This window comes from Enterococcus mediterraneensis (assembly GCF_900604485.1).
Lineage (GTDB): Bacteria > Bacillota > Bacilli > Lactobacillales > Enterococcaceae > Enterococcus_C > Enterococcus_C mediterraneensis.
Map to the genome: position 1 here is coordinate 134,685 of NZ_UWOP01000001.1, position 20,660 is coordinate 155,344.

Here is a 20,660-nt window from a genome sequence, read left to right on the forward strand (position 1 = left end):
GCATAAGGCGATCACAGCCTCATGCGCGTTTGCTTTTTATATGACTTTCAGTCCTTCTGATTCATTTGTATGTTTTTCCAATAGATCATAACGCCGCTCTAATTCGTGGACTAAATGATTCACTGATTTTAAAAGTTCTTTTCTGGTAATGATGCCGACAAATCGCTTCTCTGAATCAACGATCGGTAGGAAAGAATTGTCTACAAGTAAATGCAGGATATCTTCTAATGGACTGTTTTCTGTGACACATGTCACACCAACTTCCATTACATCCGCAACAGTCATCCCAGAAAGATTATCGGTGTCGATTTTTGTCAAATCGATCATTTTTCCAACAATATCATTTAGACCAATCAATCCAACAAAGTGGTCTTCTTTATCTAAAACAGGGATCTTCGAATAGCCTACTTTTGATAAAACCAATAACGCGTGATCCAAAGGGTGTTCATACATCAAATTTGCGACATTATCAGCAGGAACTATAAAAGTATCTTGTTTTTCAAGTAATAATTCTTTTACCGTGTGCCCTATCATCAAGCTGCCTCCATTCTGCTTCAAGATACAATCCTATTGTACCTAAAAAAAAACAAGAAAGGTGGTAAATCGTTTTCTTTTTATCAAAAATTAGATAATTTTTATTTTTATTGCACTTGTCGATCAAACGCAAAGGAAAGTCCAGAGACCGGTTGATGATTGCGATCGTAATATTGCACGTGATATTGTTGATCTTCACTAGTGATGATCGCATAACTTTTCACTTGGATCGAGCCGCGGGGCTGGGAGATACTTCCCGGATTCAGGTATAAGCGGTTTTTGACCATTTCACAACCGATCATATGAGTATGACCGAATAAAACGATATCCGCATCTGCTTCTTGCGCTTCAAAAGAAATCTGGGTCAATCCGAAACGAACACTAGATAGATGTCCATGGGTCATATAGATTCGATCGTTAGGTGTTTGAATGATGCGACGCTCTTGATAACCAGGATCGAAATCACAGTTACCTCCTACTGAAATATAGGTCTGGAACAATTCATCACCGCTGCTCAATTCCGAATCGCCGCAATGGAAAAAATAATCGATGCTGTCTTGGTTTTTTTCGAGAATATCTACAAGAATATTCCGATCGCCATGACTATCGCTGACCACCAAATACTTCACGTTATTTTCCTCCTTCTAGCCAATCCAGCCAAACGGTTTTCAACTTTTCGATTGCTTGCCCCCGATGGCTGTACTTATTCTTTTCTGCTGCAGATAATTCCGCCGCATGCTTGTCCATACCTTCAACAATAAATAAAGGATCATAACCAAAGCCGTTTTCGCCTCTTGGGATTCGGGCGATCCGTCCTGGCCATTCCGCTTCCACCACTAAACTTTCTTTATTTGGCGCGGCAAAAACCAACGTACAATGAAATTGCGCAGTCCGTTTTTCGTCAGGGACATCCGTCAATTCATGAAGCAATTTGGCATTGTTGGCCGCATCGCTTTTTTGTTCACCGGCAAAACGCGCTGAATAGATACCAGGCATTCCACCTAATGCATCGACTTTCAGTCCTGAATCATCCGCCAACACAGGGCGTTTTAGGATTTGAGCGATCGTTTCTGCTTTTAGTCGTGCGTTTTCTTCAAATGTTTTTCCTGTTTCTGCCACATCAGGAAGTTCAGGAAAATCCAGAAGTGTTTTGACTTGATAACCGGATTCGCCGAAAATAGCTTGAAATTCTTTCGCTTTTCCGGGATTTCTGGTCGCGATCACGATCGTTTGTTCTTCTGGAGCAGAAACATCTTCCAATAGCGCTTCTTTTTGAAAAGCGATCAGAGATTCGATAGCATTTTTCCCGTAAAACAGCATACTGTTCAACTGTTCTCCGTCAAAAGTTGCTTCTTCCCCAGTTCCTTGGATCTCCACGAAACGACCTGACTCAGTCATGACTAAATTCATATCCACCAGTGCGGCAAAATCTTCTTCATAATCCAAATCTGTCACAAACGACCCATCAGGCAAGATGCCTACACTAATAGCTGCTAAATGTTCTTTGATTGGATCTTCTTTCAGTTCATTATTTTGCAGCAATTTATTGATAGCTAAACGAAGGGCGACGAATGCACCAGTGATACTTGCCGTGCGAGTTCCGCCGTCTGCCTGAACGACATCACAATCCACGACGATACTGCGTTCCCCAAGTTTTTCCAGATCCACGACTGCCCGTAATGCACGTCCGATCAAGCGTTGGATCTCCATCGTACGTCCAGAAAGTTTTCCTTTGCTGCTTTCTCGGCGATTGCGGGTATTCGTTGCCCTTGGAAGCATGCTGTATTCCGCTGTTACCCAGCCGGTTTTAGTATCTCGTAAAAAAGAAGGTACGGAATTTTCAATCGTTGCGGAACAAATCACTTGTGTATCACCAAATGAGATGACTACTGAACCTTCTGGATGTTTATAAACATTGGTTTCGATCGTTACTTTACGAATATCTTGTACAGTTCGTCCATCATGACGCATTAGTTTTTTCCTCCTAAATCAATATGTTTCGCGGCTATTTCAATATCCAGCCAATCATTTGCGATCTCATCAAAAAGTCTGGTCGATCCGGTAGTATAAAATGCTCGCTGCGGTTTCTTATTATCCGAGAGGTGTGCGATATCGAAATAATCTAACAACATGCTGACCTCACCAACTGTTTCCGCCCCGGAATCGATCAAACGGACATTGCCCATCACGTTTTGAATGATCGGACGCAGTAATGGATAATGTGTACATCCTAAAACCAGTGTGTCCACTTGCTTGTTTTTCAAAGGGAGCAAGGTTTCTGCAACGATTTTTTTCGCGACAGAAGAGCGATATTCATTGCTTTCTACGATCGGCACAAATTTAGGACAGGCCAAGCTGAATACATCACTTTTAGAAGTCTTCAAACGGATCGCTTTTTCATAGGCGCCGCTTTTGATCGTACCTTGTGTACCGATCACGCCGATTCGTTGGCTTTTCGTTGCTTTGACCGCCGCGCGAGCTCCTGGAAGGATCACTCCCACCACAGGGATCGGCAGTTTTTCTTTGATTTCTTCTAATGCCACAGCCGTCGCTGTATTGCAGGCAATCACCAGCATCTTGATCTTTTTATCTAACAGGAAATTTGTCATTTGCCATGTAAATTCAATGACTTGTTCTGCCGGTCTGGGACCGTATGGACAACGTGCTGTGTCCCCTAGGTAAATAATATTTTCATTCGGTAATTGTCTCAAGGCTTCTTTTACAACGGTCAAGCCGCCGACACCAGAATCAATAAATCCGATTGGTTGTTCATTTGACATATTTTCCCATCCTTTGCTTCGGGATCTTTTTATTCGTCCAATGTTCTTATTTTCTACTTTTTCGCTGACTTTTTCAAGTCTATGTTTTTTTCATACTTTCGTCAATCATTTGCTAATGAAAACGCCCGATCCCAAATCTTACAGATTTTTGGATCGAGCGTTTTATCAGTAATCGTATCGTTTGGTCTCCAAGTATTTGGAAAATAGCGATAGTATATAACAAACAAGAAAGTAAGCGATCGTCATCGCCAAGAACATCGGCAAGACATAGTTTTCATTCTGTCCGTAAATGATCCGCGCATGGTGGGTCAACTCCGGCAATGAGATGATCACCGCCAAGGAGGTATCCTTGATCAAAGAAATCAGCTGACTGACGATTGCTGGGATCATTGCCTTGAAGGCTTGCGGCATCACGATCGATTGCATCGTTTCAACATAGCTGAGCCCTGTCGATAAGCCGGCCTCCATCTGTCCTTTCGGCACGGCGTTGAGCCCTGCGCGAAAAATTTCTGACAGCATAGCAGATTCAAAAATCGTCAATGCCACGACTGCCGACCAAAAAATATCAAAGCTGATACCGATCTGGGGCAAAGCGAAATAAGTGAAGAAGATGATCAATAGCAGCGGCAGATTACGAATGACATCCACAACGACTCCGACGATCTTTGATACTATGGGAATATTGGAAAAGCGGATGACTCCGGCCAGTCCGCCGATCAAAAAGCTGAAAATGATCGAAAGCAGCGATACTTCGATCGTAACGCGCAATCCTTCTATCAGAAAGCGGATGTTTATCCATGAAAATGCATCAAAAAAATTCATTGTTTTTCCTCCTTTCTACGAACGAACCGCCCAGCGTTTTTCCAAGTAAACCATCAAATAAGACAATGGTAATGTAAGTACTAAATAAAAAAGTCCTACAATAATATACGTATCAAACGTATTGAATGTTTCACTGGCAATCAAGTCACCTTGGTACATCAAATCCAGACCAGCTACCATCGCTAAAACAGATGAATTCTTCACTAGATTGATAAATTGATTGCCCAATGGTGGAACAACGATCTTAAACGCTTGAGGTAAAACAATATAGCGCATCGTCTGTGCGTAGGTGAAACCGGAAGAAAGTCCCGCTTCCATTTGTCCTTTAGGAACCGTTTGGATACCTGAACGGACTGTTTCAGCAATAAATGCAGAAGTATAAATGATCAAACCGATCGTTCCGGCTTGAAAACCGTCAAGAGGCAATCCATATCTAGGCAGCACCACAAAGAAAAACATCGCGATGATCAACAGCGGGATATTACGAAAGAATTCGACATAGGCTTTTGCCAATCCGCTGATGAATTTATTGTGGGACAGTTGAAAGATAGCCATCAGTGTGCCGATCAGCAAACTAAAGAACAATGCGATCAAACTGGCGTAGATCGTAAATTTGAATCCGTCGAAAAACATTCCGGAATAATTTTGAAATAAAGTAAGCATGATTATTCCTCCACCTTTCCAGTTTCATCATCAGGGAACCATTTTTGATAGATTTCGTCATAGGTTCCGTCTTCATGGATCTCTTTTAATGCTTGGTTGACTTCATTTAGAAAATTTTCTTGATTTTTGTTGATGGCGATTCCGTAAGGCTCATTGGTAAACGTCCCTCCAACCAATTTATAATCTGGATTGGAAGCCGCCATTCCCAACAAGATCGCATTATCTGTCGTCATTACATCTCCTTGACCTGACTGTAATGCGGTAAATGCTTCAGAATAATTCTCCAATTCTAAAATCTTCGCATCCGGTGCATGTTCACGGATATTGGCGGCGGAAGTTGAACCTTTGACCGCCAAAACGGTATTATTAGCGCCTAAATCATTGACGCTTTGGATAGGACTGTCTTTTTGTACCATGATGGATTGTCCCGCATCAAAATAAACATCGGAAAAGTCAACTTGCTTCTTCCGTTCTTCCGAGATCGTCATCGTCGCGATGATCGCGTCGATATTCCCGTTTTTCAATAAAGGGATCCGGGTTTTAGATGTCACTTCGACAAAAATGGCATTCCCGTCACGACCTAACATTTTTTCAGTCAAGGCTTTAGCAATATCGATATCAAACCCGCGGACTTCTCCTGTGGCGATATCCATCAGTCCGAATAAGCGAGTATCATATTTAACGCCCCAAACGATTTGATTTTTTTCGCGGCTTGTTTTGGCGATATCCTGATCTGCGACGCTTTTACCGCCACAAGCACCTAGCGTGCAAACAACCATCATAAGCGCGAAAAACCATACGATCTTTTTTTTCATATAGCATCCTCCTAATGATTGATTACTTTGCTGATAAATTGACGCGCGCGTTCCGTCGTTGGGTTCGCGAAGAACTCTTTTACATTGCGGCTTTCTTCCACTACTTCGCCGTCAGCCATGAATACTACCCGATCGGCCACTTCTTGAGCAAAGCCCATTTCGTGTGTGACAACGATCATAGACATACCGTCTCGCGCGATTTTTTTCATAACATTCAATACATCGCCGATCATTTCAGGGTCCAATGCTGATGTTGGTTCATCAAACAAAAGAAATTCAGGATTCATCGCAAGCCCTCGCGCGATAGCTACCCGCTGTTGTTGCCCACCAGAAAGCATAGACGGATATGAATCTTTTTTATCCAACATTCCTACGCGGTTCAATAATTTTTCTGCTAGATCTACTGCTTCGCCTTCGTTTTTCTTCAATACTTTGATAGGTGCCAACGTGATATTTTCTAACACCGTTTTATTGGGATAAAGATTAAAATGTTGAAAGACCATTCCAATATTTTTACGGATCTCAGTCAGTTTTACATCTTTATCATAAAGATTTTTTCCATTGATCAGCAGCTCTCCGGAAGTGATCGTTTCTAGTCCGTTGATGCATCGCAGCATGGTACTTTTCCCGGAACCAGAAGGCCCGATCACTACTACCACCTCACCTTTTTCAAACGTTAAATTGATATTTTTCAGCGCATGAAACTTTCCGTAGTATTTTTCTACTTGTTTGAATTCAATCATGGCTATTTCGCCACCCTTCTATATATTTAGAATTACATTAAATATTTTTTAAGATTAAGTTATATTATAGTCTACTGTTTTTTCATTTGTAAAGGTCTTGTAATGAAATTTTCTCAACTTCGTACAATTATTTTTAATTTTCTGACATAGCAATGTTATAAATTCCCACTTTCGATGTTTGCATGACTCGTATTTTCTTTTAGAGATAGTTGTTTCGCTTTGAAAAAAAAGGTAAGATGTTAACTGACGATAACGATAATTTATAGCTTTTAGCAAAGGTGGAATTAATTTGAAAAATATTATTTTAACTGGAGATCGCCCCACTGGACAACTCCATTTAGGTCATTATATCGGCTCTCTAAAAAAACGGGTGGAGATGCAGGCTGATCCTGAAAATCAATTATTCATTATGATCGCGGATATGCAAGCATTGACAGATAATGCCCGCAATCCGGAAAAGGTTTCGTCAAATGTCTTGGAAGTTGCCCTCGATTATCTATCTGTCGGTCTTGATCCAGCCCGCAGCACTTTATTTATCCAATCCCAGATCCCGCAGTTAGCGGAATTGACTATGTATTATTTGAACCTAGTCAGTGTCGGTCGTGTTCGCCGCAATCCAACTGTAAAATCCGAAATCGAGCAAAAACAATTTGGCGAAGGGGTACCAACCGGCTTCTTTATTTATCCAGTGTCTCAAGCCGCTGATATCACTGCTTTCAAATCAAACCTTGTGCCCGTTGGCGAAGATCAAAAGCCGATGCTGGAACAAACACAAGAGATCGTTCACAGCTTCAACTCTATCTATCAAGAAGTTTTAGTGGAACCAAAAGCTGTCTTACCGCCAAAAGGCATGGGTCGTCTGCCTGGTCTTGATGGACAAGGAAAAATGAGCAAATCACTAAATAATGGGATCTACCTCGCTGATCCAGCTGACGTCGTGCAAAAGAAAGTCATGAGTATGTATACTGACCCGAACCATATCCACGTGCAAGATCCAGGTCAAGTGGAAGGCAATATGGTCTTTACCTATTTAGATGTTTTCGGCAAAGACAAAGCGTATATTGAAGAATTAAAAGACCACTATCGTCAAGGCGGTCTTGGTGATGTCAAAATCAAACGCTACTTGATCGATGTATTGGAAGAGGAACTGGCGCCGATCCGCGCTCGCCGTGCAGAATTTGAAAAAGATCCGGCAATGGTGATGGATATTTTGCGCAAAGGAAGCCAAGAAGCGGAAAAAGTTGCCGCGCAAACCCTATCTGAAGTCAAAAAAGCGATGGGAATCGAGTATTTCAAATAAAAGCAAGTGTATAAACCTAACCGACTCTATGATATTTGGTGTTGTTACTCAGATTGAGTAATGATACCAAATATTTTTTTGCAAAATAAAAATGGTCAAATACCACCTTTTAACAATGGTATCTAACCATAAATACGCAAATATAGTAAAATCTAGCTACTTCACTTTCCGCTTGAGGTATTGGATATCCCACATATACAGGAGGAATACCAAGATCACTAGTGCAATCGACCATAAAATATCCGGCATGGTAATATTCTTCAGTTTCAGAATCGGCATTAGTAACGTGGGGAAACTGTATAAGAATAAGCGCTCGCTTTTATGCAAGTTCTTTTCAAGCGCTGTACTAAAGAAAGAGATTCCTATTATTTTTTTCTTATACAACACTCTCCAGATAATAATGATCAGTGCTACAGTAACAAAGAAAAATATTCTGGCCGCCATATGATACATTGACTGGCGCACTAAGCAAGCCGCCGCTACTAAGAGAATATAAAGACCAATCAATCCCCATTTTCGCTTCTGTTCTTGATTTTCCACTTTACACCTACCTCGCTTTTTCCTGAAACAAATCATTTCTACTTATTTATAGCTAAGGACTTCTCTCGTGAGATCCATAACATGCTCTACCATTACGCTATCGCAATTACTGTGAAAATGCAACCCTTTTCGATAACATTATCTTGGAAAAATCTACCCTGACAAAAACATTATTTTGGTCTGTCAATAATGCTCCTGCTCACTGCGATAAAGATCAAAAATACTCTTGCCGTAAATATACGGGATAAAAGCATTTGTTTCCAAAAGCCGCAAGTATTCTTTTTCATTCACCCATGCAGCTTCAGTGACTTCACTGGCTTGCAGGGTGATTTCAACAAGCGGGATATCCTTCGTCACAAAATAAATTTCATTCCATCCTTCAGCAAAGCGGACAGTCAAGCGGCTGGGAATATCTTGCAAAGAAAGACTGATGCCTAATTCTTCTCGCGTTTCTCTTTCCGCCGCTTCAAAAAGCGCTTCGCCGGCGATCACTGCACCGGATGCTGAATAATCCCAGTACCCCGGCCACGAAGCTTTGTCTGGATGACGGCGCTGGATCAGCAGCTGCCCTTGGCTGTTGAAGATCAGCACAGTCACTACAAAACGATACTCGCCGATCTCCATGGGAACACCCCGCTGATGGGACTTTTCTTTTCTATGCTTTTGCGCATCGTAGACATCTGTTACCTCCATGCAATTCTCCTCCTTCCCTTATTTCAAAACAAAAAAAGTCGCGATATAAAGTGATCAATGAAGCAAGATACTCAACCAGCATGATGGGATTTTTACGAACCACTGCAGTTTGTTTCCAAACACAAACCGCTCGTGGTTTTCGTATTCCATAGTTTGAGTATCTTGACTTAGTGATCCATATCACGACTCTGCTTTATTTCGATCTTAACGGATCTCAGCAGCTAATTTTTCTATTAAGCTGGTTGTTACTTTTTCCATCGCACGATTGATCTCTTCATCAGTCAATGTGGCTTCTGGATTGACGAATGTCAGGCTGTAGGCCATTGATTGATAGCCTGATTCGATATTTTCTCCACGGTAAACATCAAACAATTGGATATCTGTCAAATATTTTCCAGCAGCATTTCTGATGACTTCAACGATCGCTTGATTTTCCACTTCGTCTTTTACTAGTAAAGCGATATCGCGGCTGACAGAAGGGAATTTGGAAACAGCTTGATAGATATATTTTGCGACATCTGTCGTTACCATATATTGCAAATTCAATTCCGCCACATAGGTTTCTGGAATATCATATTGTTTTGCGACATTTGGATGGACTTGGCCGATAAATCCGATTTTTTCTTCATCAAAGAAAATGTCAGCGGCTCTTCCAGGATGCAGATCTTTCATGTCACTTGTTTTGCGATATGTGATCTGTTCGTTGATCGACAACATCGCAAACAAGTTTTCCAAGATTCCTTTCAATGTAAAGAAATCAACTTTCTCTGCTTTGCTTTGCCAATCTTTACTTTGCCATTCACCAGACAATGCCAACGCCAAATGGTTTTCTTCCAATGGCAAGCTGGTTTTTGCGTCCGCATTTTGATAGAACACACGACCGATCTCATATAACGCGATCTGTTGGTTTTTACGAGCAGTATTGTAAGCTACATCATCCAACAATCCGCTGACAAGATTCAGGCGCAGAACAGAACGTTCTTCACTCATTGGCCAATCTAAACGTGTTACATTGCTTTCTTTCATCATGAAAGATGTCGATTTTTCTTCCGTTGTCAACGCATAGCTGATTGCTTCAGAAACACCGGAGCCTTCAAGGATACGACGAACTTTGCGGGTCTTCACTTGTTCTTCTGTCAGACTTCCCGCAACTGTTTCGCCGCTTGGCAATGTAGAAGGTAAACGATCATAGCCGTAAATCCGTGCCACTTCTTCGATGATGTCTGCTTCGATGGCAATGTCCCAACGACGAGGCGGGATCGTTACTTGATAATTGCCTTCATTTTCCTCAAATGGAAAGCCTAACGCGTCAAATACATGATCGACATCTTCTGTTGTCAATTCGGTACCCAGTGTGCGGTTGATTTTTTCTAATTTGATGGCAACATGTTGATCTTCTACTTCAACTTCTGAACCTGCTACGTGTCCTTTTAGAACTTCGCCGCCTGCTAATGCCGCGATCATGGCCGCCGCTACATCACCGGCTTCGCCGATGGTTCCTTTATTGATGCCTTTTTCAAAGCGGGCTGAAGATTCGCTACGCAGATTGAATTGTTTCGATGTGCGTCGAATGGACACACTGTCAAACAACGCCGCTTCTAATGCGATGGTTGTTGTTGTTTCAGTTATTTCTGAATCAAGTCCACCCATCACGCCGGCAAGAGCTACTGGAACAGAGCCGTTGGTGATCACGATGTTTTCAGGCGTCAATGTTCTTGTTTCGCCATCAAGTGTCACTAATTCTTCTTTGTCATTTGCTCGGCGAACCACGATCTCTTTGCTGTTCAATTTATCATAATCAAAAGCATGCAGCGGTTGACCGAATAACAATAAAATATAGTTGGTCACGTCAACGACATTGTTGATAGGACGGATCCCTTCATTCATCAATAGATTTTGCAGCCATTGTGGACTTGGCGCGATCTTAACGCCTTCGATGATGCGGATTTGATAAGCAGGTGTATCATTTTGATCAGTGACTTTTACTGACAGCTTATCTGAAGCAGGACGATCCGCTTCTTTCAATTCTTCATCGTCAAATTGCGGTTTTTGATCGTAGATAGCACCGACTTCATAAGCGACACCCCGCATGCTCAATGCGTCCGCACGGTTTGGTGTGATGGAAAGTTCAATGATGCTGTCATCCATATCAAGATAAGAAAAAACTGGTTCGCCATTGACTGCATCTTCAGGCAGATAATAGATTCCTTCAGCGTATTCTTTTGGGATCACGCTGTCGGCATAGCCGACTTCTTGTAAAGAACAGATCATACCGTTAGAAACTGCTCCCCGCATTTTGCCTTTTTTGATTTTGACGTTGCCGGTGATTCGTGATCCTGGTAATGCGACGATCACTTTGATGCCCGCTTTGACGTTAGGCGCACCGCATACGATTTGTGATAATTCTTCTTCGCCGATATCCACTTGACAGATAGACAAGTGATCGGAATCAGGATGCGGAACACATTCTTTCACTTCACCGACAACGATTTTTTTCAAACCTTCTTGCGGTACTGTGATCCCTTCGACTTCGATACCGGTCACAGACATTTTATCTGCCAATTCTTTTGGCGAAACAGCCGAAAGATCTAAATATTTATTTAACCATTTATAGGATACTAACATTTTTCTCTATTCCCCCTTGAATTGACCTAAGAAACGCAGATCATTTTGATAGAAATTACGGATATCATTGACACCGTAACGCAGCATCGCTACTCGATCCGGACCTAAGCCGAATGCGAATCCGCTGTATACTTCAGGGTCGATTCCAGACATCCGCAAGACGTTCGGATGGACCATACCGGCACCTAAGATCTCGATCCAGCCGGTGTATTTGCAGACATTACAGCCGGCACCGCCGCATTTGAAACAGCTGACATCAACTTCCACGGATGGTTCAGTGAATGGGAAGTAACTTGGACGCAAACGGATCTCGCGATCTTCCCCAAACATTTTTTTCATCATTACTTCCAATGTTCCTTTTAGATCCGCCATCGTGATATTTTTGTCTACGACCAATCCTTCGATTTGATGGAATTGGTGGCTGTGAGTAGCGTCATCGGTATCCCGACGGAAAACTTTCCCAGGTGAGATCATTCGCAAAGGACCTTTTGAAAAGTCGTGTTTTTCCATCGTTCGAGCTTGAACAGGAGATGTATGGGTTCTGATCAGTACTTCATCGGAAATATAAAAAGTATCTTGCATATCTCGTGCTGGGTGGTCTTTTGGCAAGTTCATCCGTTCAAAGTTGTAATGATCGGATTCCACTTCTGAACCTTCCACTACTTGATAACCCATACCGATAAAAATATCTTCGATTTCTTCCATGATCTGCGTCAATACATGGCGGACACCTTGTTTGACTGCTTTGCCTGGTAATGTGATATCGATACTTTCCGCCGCTAGTGTACGGTCAAGTTCCGCTTTTTCCAGTTCAATTTTCTTTTCTTCGATTTTTGCGGTCAATTCATCACGGATCTCATTTGCAAAACTGCCGACTTTTGGCCGTTCCTCTGCTGACAGATCTTTCATTCCTCGTAAAACTTCTGTGATAGGACCTTTCTTTCCAAGTGTTTCCACACGAATTTGATTCAACGCTTTTAAATCTTGCGCTGCATCGATCTTCGCTACTGTTTCCTGCTTCAACGCTTCCAGTTTATCCTGTAAAGACATTCTTTTTCCTCCTTTAAATAAATAGCCGTATACCACATCGCAAGTAAGTCATCAAAAAAAGACCCCGTTCCTGATTAAGGAACGAGGTCTCGCGTTACCATCCTATTTTCGTGATAAATCACGCACTTGATTTGCCTAACGGTTGTGGCGACCGGTTTGTACACCATGATACAAACTAGCTCGGGAAGTGAACTTCATTTTTCGATACTTGAACCTGCTTTCAGTCTGTGACAGGTCTCCCTTTTCAAGCTCAGCCAAACTACTCTTTTCCTTCATCGCTATTTCGAATATTTGAATGTATTAAGTGTACAAAAAATTTTATATAAAATCAACTGCATTCTTCAGGCGTGATCCATTTTTCACTCCAATTTTTAACTGAAATAAGACTTTTTTCCAAATCAGTTCCTTTTTCAGTCAATCTGTACAGATTCGATTCTTTGGTAACAATTCCTTCCCGTTCCAGTTCTCGCAAACGTTCCACTAAGACGCGGTCACTTACTTCAGGCACATTATTGGCTAGTTCCACAAAACGTTGGGGACCGCCTTCCAGCAACACATCCAAAATCAATCCATTCCACTTTTTACCTAAAATCGTGAATGCTTTTTCGAACTTGGGACACAGTGAAAATTCCGTCACTTTGATTTGCTCCATTTTTCGTCACCTCTTGAAAGAATTATAGCACATAACTTACATTTTGTAAGTATCCCGGATCGGATTATTTCACGCCATTTTAACTAATTGTCGTCCTGAAAGCAAGACTAGATAGACTTCCGTTACGGGTTTTTGGTAAGCTTCTTCCAATGCTTCTTGGTAAAGCTTTAATTGTCCGCGATATTTTTCTTTCAAAGGATCGATATTGCCGCCTATGACATGATCCGTTTTGAGATCATATAAAACTAAATGATCCTCATAATTGATGAACCCATCGATGATACCGTGGATCAGCAGATCATCTTCCGTATCATCATAATCCATAAAGATCTGCTGAGCATTTTTCAGCATGGCAAAAGGCTGTTCCCTTTTTACTTTCTCTGTCTGATCAAGCAGTTGTTCCCCTAACTGTGTTTCAAAGAACCACAGCAGACTTTTTCGATCGATTTTTTTAGCCACCGGTACATCAAGTACGCTGGCATCGATAAGTTCTTGAATAAAACCGTCGATACTCTCTTCTGTCGGCTTTCTATCCAATGGAAGCATCTGCATTACTGTATGGGTCGCTGTACCAACACTTGCGGCATCTGATGAAGTTTGTTCGATAAAACGCGGTCTTGCCAAACGCTCTTCTGCATAACGATATTGTCGAAAAGTCGCTTGTTCCTGTGAACTCTGCCAAGCTAAACGAGTGTCATCCAGATTATCAGGATCATCAAAGATCCGCTTGATCTCGGAAACAGATTGATAGCTGGTCGTTTTAGGCGCTTTTTCATAAGGATAACGATAATCCAAACGTTTGTGTAAAGCTGAAAATTCAGCTTCATCGATAGCAGCAACTGTGATAAGCTGCTCTTCCGGCTTTGTTTCCAATTCATTGACCGCTGACATGATCTGTTCTTGATTCCACCACTGAATCTTAAAATGAGTATCGGAATGGACAGTAAAGGATTTTCCGACAGCTTCCGGGAAAAATTTTTCCATATCAGGATGACGCACTAAACTCATCCCGACCCAGTTCATCAAGATCTGTGTTTTCTTCATCCGCAACACCGGATTTAAGACCAGCTCTTTTTGCGACAACGCTTCGCTCCATTTTTTGAAAGCATCCCCGCGATCTTTATAAGAACCTACTAAAAACAGCTTTTGTTCCGCACGAGTCAAAGCGACATACAGTTTCCGCATTTCTTCAGAAAAAGCTTTCTTTAAACGCAGCTGTTTGATGGCTTGATAGGGCATCGTTTCGTAGCGGACGCGGCGTTCCGGTTCCACATATTGGATCCCTGCCCCCAACTGTTCTTCAAAAATATAATTGTTAGTAAAATCTTGATTGTTGAAGTTTTTAGACATATCCAGCAAAAAGACAACTGGAAATTCCAACCCTTTACTTGCGTGGATCGTCATAACACGAACGGCATTTTCCGCCGGGATCGCTAATGGTTCTGCTAAATCTTTATCTTTTTCCTGCATTTTTTCGATAAATCGGATAAATTGATACAATCCTCGGAAGCTGCTGCGCTCGTAACTTTGCGCCCGATCCACCAATGCGATCAGGTTCGCATAACGCTGTTGACCAGCCGGCAGTCCTAAGATGTAATCGAGATATGCGGATTCTTCATAGATTTCCCATAAAAGATCCGGGATCGCTTGTTTTTTCGAATGATCCCGCCAGCGTTCCAGCTGATCAAGAAAACGCAAGACTTTTTCTAACAGATCGGATTCTTCCGCGGTATCTGCAAACGTCAGCAACGCTTGGTAAAAATCAGCATTCTTGTCTGCCAGCCGAATTTCCGCCAGCTCATCTTCATGTAAGCCGACGATCGGCGAACGCAGAACCGCCGCCAATGGAATATCATTGTAAGGATTGTCGATGATCTGCATAAGACTGATCATTGTACGAATCTCAGTAGCTTGGAAATAATTTTGCGCGTCATTCACTTCTAGCGGGATATTGAATTTTTTGAAGACATCCAAGATATCCAAATTGTTCTTTTTGGTAGGTGTTAATAATACGATATCGCGATATTCAACCGGACGATTGACCCCAGCTTTTTTATCATAGATTTTAAATCCTTGGTCGATCAGTTCGCGAATCTTCAACGCGACGATATTCAGTTCTCCTTCCGTCTTGGTTTCCACCACGTCAGGATCGTCAGCGACTTCTTTTTCATAGATCAACAGCTCCGTTTGAAACTGATCGCTGTCTGGAAAATTTGGAAAACCCGGAATCAGCGCGGCGGCATCATCATAAGGAATCTGACCGACGCGTTCATCCATCAGTTGTTGGAAAATCAGATTGGTAAAAGACAAAACTTCTTTTCGCGAACGGAAATTTTCCGCCAAAACGATCCGTCTGCCTCCTTCTTCCTTCTCAAAATTTAGATATTTTTCAATAAACAGTGTGGGGTCCGCTAAGCGAAAGGCGTAAATCGACTGCTTGACATCTCCTACCATGAACATATTCCCTGGTGTTTTTTCGGAACGAACCCACGACAAAAGTGTTTCTTGCAGTCGATTGACGTCTTGATATTCATCGACTAAAACTTCTTCAAATTTTCTCCGATAATATCTGGAAGCTTCACTGCCGGTGCCGTCTCCTTGCAGGATCTGCAAAGCAAAGTGTTCCAAGTCGTTGAAGTCCAGCACTTTTCTTTCTTGTTTGCGAAGCTGATAGCGCTCAAGAAATTCTCGAGTCAGCTCCGCCATTTCTTCCACTAATGGCAATGATTTTTCCATCAATTCAGTCATACGCGCTGGAGAAAAAGGCAGGGTATCGTTCACTGCGTTTTCTACATAGCTACGACCGGATTTGCGCAATTCATTGATTTCATCAGACAATGCTTTGTATTCGGCTTTCCGCAAACCTGGGAAACGCTGCTTCAAATCAAAACCTTCTACTTGCGCATATGCGGCATTCAGATCATTGTTTTCAAGTGCTTCATAAAATCGTTTGATCTGAGCGTATTCCCGCTCGATCAAATGATAGATTTTTTCAAACGCCGGATCGAATTCAGCCAGACGATAGGCTTGCTGATAATGCTCCAGTGCCATCTCGACGGATTCCATCAAGAGCGGTCTGATCTGTGTTTGATACAGCGGAGTATTTTCCAAACCGTTCGGAACTTCATAATTTTTCTTCAGATCAGCCAGCCATGCTTTAGGATCCGGATTGGCTCTGGCAAAGGTATACAGCGACATGATCAAGTCAGTCAATCCTTCGTCAGAACGATCCCCGGAAAAATTTTCTGTCAGTTGAAAGAAGATCTCTTCTTTTTCTGCATACTTTTCTTCTCGCAGTTCATCCCAGATCTCTTCTTTCAACAACAAGATTTCTGTCTCGTCTGTCAGCATACGAAAGACTGGGTCAAGGTCGATCAAAAAGTAAAACCGGCGGATGACAGTCATACAAAATGCGTGGAGTGTCGAGATATTCGCCATCGGCAGCAAGACCAATTGTTTGGTGAAGTGGCTCCGGCGATCAGGATCCGGATCTTGATTGATCGCTTCTTGCAACGCTTCTTGGATCCGCTCCTTCATTTCCCGAGCGGCGGCTTCTGTAAAGGTCACGATCAGCAATTCATCGATATTACTGCCGCTTTTTAATTTTTCAATCACTCGACGAACCAAGACCGTCGTTTTTCCAGAACCAGCAGAAGCTGAAACCAACAAGTTATCCCCTTTATCGAAAATCGCTTGCCACTGTCGATCAGTAAATCGTTCGTTCTGGGGCTTTAAAGGGATATCAGTCATTTTCTTCTTCCTCCATTCGTTTCATCACATCATCCTTAGATAATTTTTCCAGACGATGATAGTTGTTTTCCGGCAGCATCACATCAAAATCGCAAATACTGCGGAAAGGACAAAATTGGCAGGCGATCCGTTCTTTTCCTTTATATGCCGGGTTCAAATCGATTTCACCGGAAATGATTTTTTCTGCGGCCTGCTGCATTTGCTTGCGGTTATGCTGGATCAACAACTGCAATTCATCCTCAGTATAAAACTTCGGCGAATTTTTTGTCGCTTTTTGTAATTGCCCCTCTTTATCCATCTTCAATGGAAATAGCGCAGACGTTTCCTTTGGTTCCAATGAACTGTCTAATCGATGGAAAACGTGGGGATCATCTACAAATAATCCATCATACTGATATTTTTTCAGCTGATCTTTTTCTCCAGTCTCCTCTGGTTTTAGCACCGGATTGTGGATGTGCATATAATAGGCGCCCCCCGGTTTGACGGCCGGCGTACCGATAAGCTGTACAGCATCTGTCAAAGCGACATCCAGATAGGTCACTAATTGCATCGCCAATCCATAATATGCATCTACCACGTCGAATTGCCGATGACTGGATTTATAATCCACAACAGAAAGCCATGTATTATCTTCATCAGCGGCAACATCTATCCGATCGATCTTGCCGCGAACATGGAGCTTGCCACCGCTAGTTAATGGGAACTCCAAGCCGGCGATCCCTTTTTGACCAGCGATCTGTCCAAACAAAACTTCAGTCTGGATCGGCGACATATGGGAATGCTGACTTTGTTTTTGCAACGCCCAAGTGACTTTCTTGACAGTCTTGCCTAATTGATAGCGGATATAGTTCAAGCGCGCGGAACTGTCCATCACATGGAATCGCGGTTCGCCAAATACTCGTACCAAGATTTCATCAACAAACTGTTCTCGTTGTTGTTCGTTCATTTCTTGCAAAACTAAATTGCGTTCGATCAATAATGAAAGAAATTGATCCAATGCATCATGGAAAAATTCACCAGTCATCATAGGGTTCAAGCCATAAATCTGGCGTTCTTTCAACCGAAGCCCAAAGTTGGAGAAATATTTGAATTCACAGTTATAAAAACTTTCCAACCGTGAGATAGAAGTATAAATATCTTTTCCATATAATTTTTTCGCCAATTCCGGCGACAAACTGACAGGCACATTTTGATGGGCGCGGCTTTCAAAGACCCGCTTAGCCAACGCTGCCCAATGTGATCTCAGCAACAGGTTCTCCAAACTGTGCCAAATCGCCGGGATCGTTGCTTTTTGGTCGTCCGCTTGCCGATAGATATCATTCAAGCGAGTGATAAGGTTTCGATACGTTCCGACATAGTTGTCTGGTTGGCTTGTTTCATTTAATGGTCGACGTTCAGTCACAGAAATATTTAAATACGTTACTAAACGATTGATATAAGGTGATATGCCAATATTTTGATGCGTATCGTAATTCGAAGCATAAGACAGATAAAGACGTTCCGTTGCCGAAAGAAATACATGATAAGCAATCAGCGGTGCTTGAGAAAGCGCGTCGCTGACTTCATCCCGTAAATATTGCCGGTCGCTTAACTGTTCATTCAAACGTTGTCGATCTTCACTCGTAAGCAGACTCCGCTCTTCTACCGTTTGCGGAAAAGCTTGCTCATTTAAACCGATCGCAAATGTGATCTTCGCTTGATCCGGCCGCGCTAACGGCAATCGGTTGATCCCTACTTGGTCTAATGCTGTAGGAATTTTCCCATAAGTGGCACTTTCCAAACCTGTGGAGAAAATTCCTTGAAAAACAGAAAAATCAAATGGATCTTCGCCATAGATCTGCAGATAATCATCCATCAGCTCCATCAATGCGTTCCATGTCTGTTCATGGTTGCGTGCCAGATCCAATCTGCCTTCTTCGATATCTTGATTCCGCCAAAAAACAAGCTGCTGCTCTACACCGGTATTGATCAAAAAGGTATACAGTTTTCTTACTGCATCCTCCCCTTTTTCCGCGGTTTTTAAGTCTTGTAAAAAAGCGGCGATCTGATCCCGAAAATTGCGGCGGACAAAATTCGTGATCCGGGTCAATTCTTTTGTTTCTTCTAATTCACTTTGTTCATAGTCAAAGCGAATGACCTGCCAGTCTTCTCCCCGCAGCCATTCTTTTCCTTGAAAATTATTTTCCAGTGCAACATTTTCCGTTTGATCTATATAGCCGCGAAATAAGGTTTGCGCCGCATTACGTTCCGTATCCGTCGTCAATTCTTGCGGCAAAAACAATTCTGTCTTCAATAGGCGTAAGATATCCGGCAAACGATAATTGTAACGCTGGATCGCAAATAAAGATTGCAGAAATTCCACGAGGGGATGCTGATCCATATACCATTCCCGATCGAGATAAAACGGAATATCCAATTCATTGAATACAGACGGGATCAACTGACCATACAGATCAGGGTCTACGGTCAGCAGTTGGATATCCTTATACCTCAGCTGTGGATTTTCGGCTACTAATTTGCGGATCTCCACACCGATCTGACGAATTTCTTCTTCCGGATTGACAGTCTTCCAGATCTGCAGACAATCATCGATGGGCTGTTGTTGCTCAAAAGGTTCTTGATTTTGCGTCATCCGCCATAGCCGTTCAACTTCTGTCAAGCAAGATGCCGGTTGCGACGGTGCTTTTTCATCAAATAAGACTGGAATCTGATTTTCCGCCGCAAAAGATTTCAACTGAAAATAAGCAGTCCCAGCTTCCCGAAACAGGTTCAACGGCGATGGCATTTCAGCAGGATAGGGACGGTCCAACAGCAATGAGACATACAGTGCCCCTTTCACCATCAATGTCCCCAACAATAACAGTTCTTGCGCATTAAATGATGAAAAACCGGTCACGATAAAAAGTGTCTTGGACAGATCTGGTGCGGAAGAAAAACTCTCCTGCTCCTCATTTAAATATCTTGTCAATGTAGCGATAGGATTTTCCACTTGCAATTCCCGCTCTAAAAGCTCGTTCTGATAAGCAGTGTAAATCATCATCAGATCTTTGAACTTCAATTGCTGATCTGCTTCATTGGTTTGTTGGGATTGCAGTTGGATCAGCAAGTCTTCCGGCTGAATATTGCCCATCTGCAACTCGGAAACTACTGACAGCAATTGCTGAATAAACCCGTCTTTTGTTACTTCGCCGCGATAAATCGTCAGCTGTTCACTCAACTGCTGCAATACCCGCCGCATGATCATGGCGCTGCCGACTTCGGAAATGACATTTTTCGACAGCAAACCTGTCTGTTGTAAAAAATACCATGCCAATCGGTGAAAACTGAACACCTGCGTGCGGATCGTACTGAATTCTTCTCCTTGTTTCAGACCTGACAGGATCTGCCGTTCTTGTTCAAATTTATTGTAATTGGGAACCAAGAAAAAAACTTGATTCTCAGGATCATTGGCTAACCATTCTTTTGCTTTTTGCAAATAGGATTGCTGGTGGTCGTGTTTGCCAGCACCTAATAAAAATTGTAACGACATGATCGTTCCTCCTCTTTACGGGATCATATGTTCAGTATAACAAAAAATTCCTCTTTTTTGATCATCCCAACCAAAAGAGTTGTCGATTCGATACCCTATCTTAGCAAATCCCTAATCTATACCTTATCCAACAGCTTTTTCATTTTTTGAAATATAAAATTATC

The 20,660-nt window shown here is 42.3% G+C and carries 16 protein-coding genes and 1 other annotated feature; of the genes, 1 reads left to right on the top strand and 15 read right to left on the bottom strand.

All coding sequences use genetic code 11. From position 1 onward, the window contains the following. Window positions 1–36: 36 nt before the first annotated feature. The 8 genes from cbpB to EFB00_RS00700 all read right to left on the bottom strand — a co-directional run bounded on the left by cbpB (window position 37) and on the right by EFB00_RS00700 (window position 6,363). Window positions 37–534: a cyclic-di-AMP-binding protein CbpB gene (cbpB, locus tag EFB00_RS00665; RefSeq protein WP_122645022.1), complete on the bottom strand. Its 498-nt coding sequence runs from the start codon at window positions 532–534 to the stop codon at window positions 37–39. A gap of 107 nt (window positions 535–641) precedes the next feature. Further along, window positions 642–1,163: a metallophosphoesterase gene (locus EFB00_RS00670; protein WP_122645023.1), complete on the bottom strand. Its 522-nt coding sequence runs from the start codon at window positions 1,161–1,163 to the stop codon at window positions 642–644. Between the two features lies 1 nt (window position 1,164). Next, the gene (gene rph, locus EFB00_RS00675) at window positions 1,165–2,505 is read right to left on the bottom strand and encodes a ribonuclease PH (protein WP_122645024.1); all 1,341 of its coding nucleotides are present in this window, start codon (window positions 2,503–2,505) and stop codon (window positions 1,165–1,167) included. Further along, entirely contained in the window at window positions 2,505–3,314 is an 810-nt protein-coding gene (gene racE / locus EFB00_RS00680; protein ID WP_122645025.1) for a glutamate racemase, read from the bottom strand. The genes rph and racE overlap by 1 nt, the downstream gene beginning before the upstream one ends. A gap of 165 nt (window positions 3,315–3,479) precedes the next feature. Next, window positions 3,480–4,136 (bottom strand): amino acid ABC transporter permease, encoded by a 657-nt coding sequence (locus EFB00_RS00685; RefSeq protein WP_122645026.1) that lies wholly within the window; start codon window positions 4,134–4,136, stop codon window positions 3,480–3,482. Between the two features lie 15 nt (window positions 4,137–4,151). Further along, entirely contained in the window at window positions 4,152–4,799 is a 648-nt protein-coding gene (locus EFB00_RS00690; RefSeq protein WP_122645027.1) for an amino acid ABC transporter permease, read from the bottom strand. Between the two features lie 2 nt (window positions 4,800–4,801). Further along, window positions 4,802–5,614, bottom strand: coding sequence for a transporter substrate-binding domain-containing protein (locus EFB00_RS00695; protein WP_122645028.1), 813 nt, complete (start codon window positions 5,612–5,614; stop codon window positions 4,802–4,804). An 11-nt stretch (window positions 5,615–5,625) separates the two neighbouring features. Continuing rightward, window positions 5,626–6,363: an amino acid ABC transporter ATP-binding protein gene (locus EFB00_RS00700; protein WP_277424032.1), complete on the bottom strand. Its 738-nt coding sequence runs from the start codon at window positions 6,361–6,363 to the stop codon at window positions 5,626–5,628. A 283-nt stretch (window positions 6,364–6,646) separates the two neighbouring features. Here EFB00_RS00700 and trpS point away from each other — a divergent pair, with 283 nt between their 5' ends. Further along, window positions 6,647–7,657 carry a tryptophan--tRNA ligase gene (gene trpS / locus EFB00_RS00705; protein ID WP_122645030.1) on the top strand — a complete coding sequence of 337 codons (1,011 nt, stop codon included), beginning with the start codon at window positions 6,647–6,649 and terminating at the stop codon, window positions 7,655–7,657. A 156-nt stretch (window positions 7,658–7,813) separates the two neighbouring features. On the opposite strand, the gene EFB00_RS00710 is transcribed toward trpS, so the two are convergent. The 7 genes from EFB00_RS00710 to EFB00_RS00740 form a co-directional block, all read right to left on the bottom strand. Then, window positions 7,814–8,197, bottom strand: a complete 384-nt coding sequence (locus EFB00_RS00710) for a hypothetical protein (protein WP_122645031.1) — start codon at window positions 8,195–8,197, stop codon at window positions 7,814–7,816. Window positions 8,198–8,380: 183 nt separating this feature from the next. Then, window positions 8,381–8,890: an NUDIX hydrolase gene (locus EFB00_RS00715; protein WP_122645032.1), complete on the bottom strand. Its 510-nt coding sequence runs from the start codon at window positions 8,888–8,890 to the stop codon at window positions 8,381–8,383. 204 nt (window positions 8,891–9,094) lie between these two features. Beyond that, on the bottom strand, window positions 9,095–11,515 hold the full coding sequence (gene pheT, locus EFB00_RS00720; protein ID WP_122645033.1) for a phenylalanine--tRNA ligase subunit beta: 2,421 nt from the start codon (window positions 11,513–11,515) through the stop codon (window positions 9,095–9,097). A gap of 6 nt (window positions 11,516–11,521) precedes the next feature. Then, window positions 11,522–12,565, bottom strand: a complete 1,044-nt coding sequence (gene pheS / locus EFB00_RS00725) for a phenylalanine--tRNA ligase subunit alpha (RefSeq protein WP_122645034.1) — start codon at window positions 12,563–12,565, stop codon at window positions 11,522–11,524. A 74-nt stretch (window positions 12,566–12,639) separates the two neighbouring features. Beyond that, window positions 12,640–12,850, bottom strand: a binding site (T-box leader). Window positions 12,851–12,893: 43 nt separating this feature from the next. After that, window positions 12,894–13,217 carry a winged helix-turn-helix transcriptional regulator gene (locus tag EFB00_RS00730; RefSeq protein ID WP_122645035.1) on the bottom strand — a complete coding sequence of 108 codons (324 nt, stop codon included), beginning with the start codon at window positions 13,215–13,217 and terminating at the stop codon, window positions 12,894–12,896. 69 nt (window positions 13,218–13,286) lie between these two features. Then, entirely contained in the window at window positions 13,287–16,967 is a 3,681-nt protein-coding gene (gene addA, locus EFB00_RS00735) for a helicase-exonuclease AddAB subunit AddA (protein WP_122645036.1), read from the bottom strand. Beyond that, window positions 16,960–20,496 (bottom strand): PD-(D/E)XK nuclease family protein, encoded by a 3,537-nt coding sequence (locus EFB00_RS00740; protein ID WP_122645037.1) that lies wholly within the window; start codon window positions 20,494–20,496, stop codon window positions 16,960–16,962. The genes addA and EFB00_RS00740 overlap by 8 nt, the downstream gene beginning before the upstream one ends. Between the last annotated feature and the right edge of the window lie 164 nt (window positions 20,497–20,660).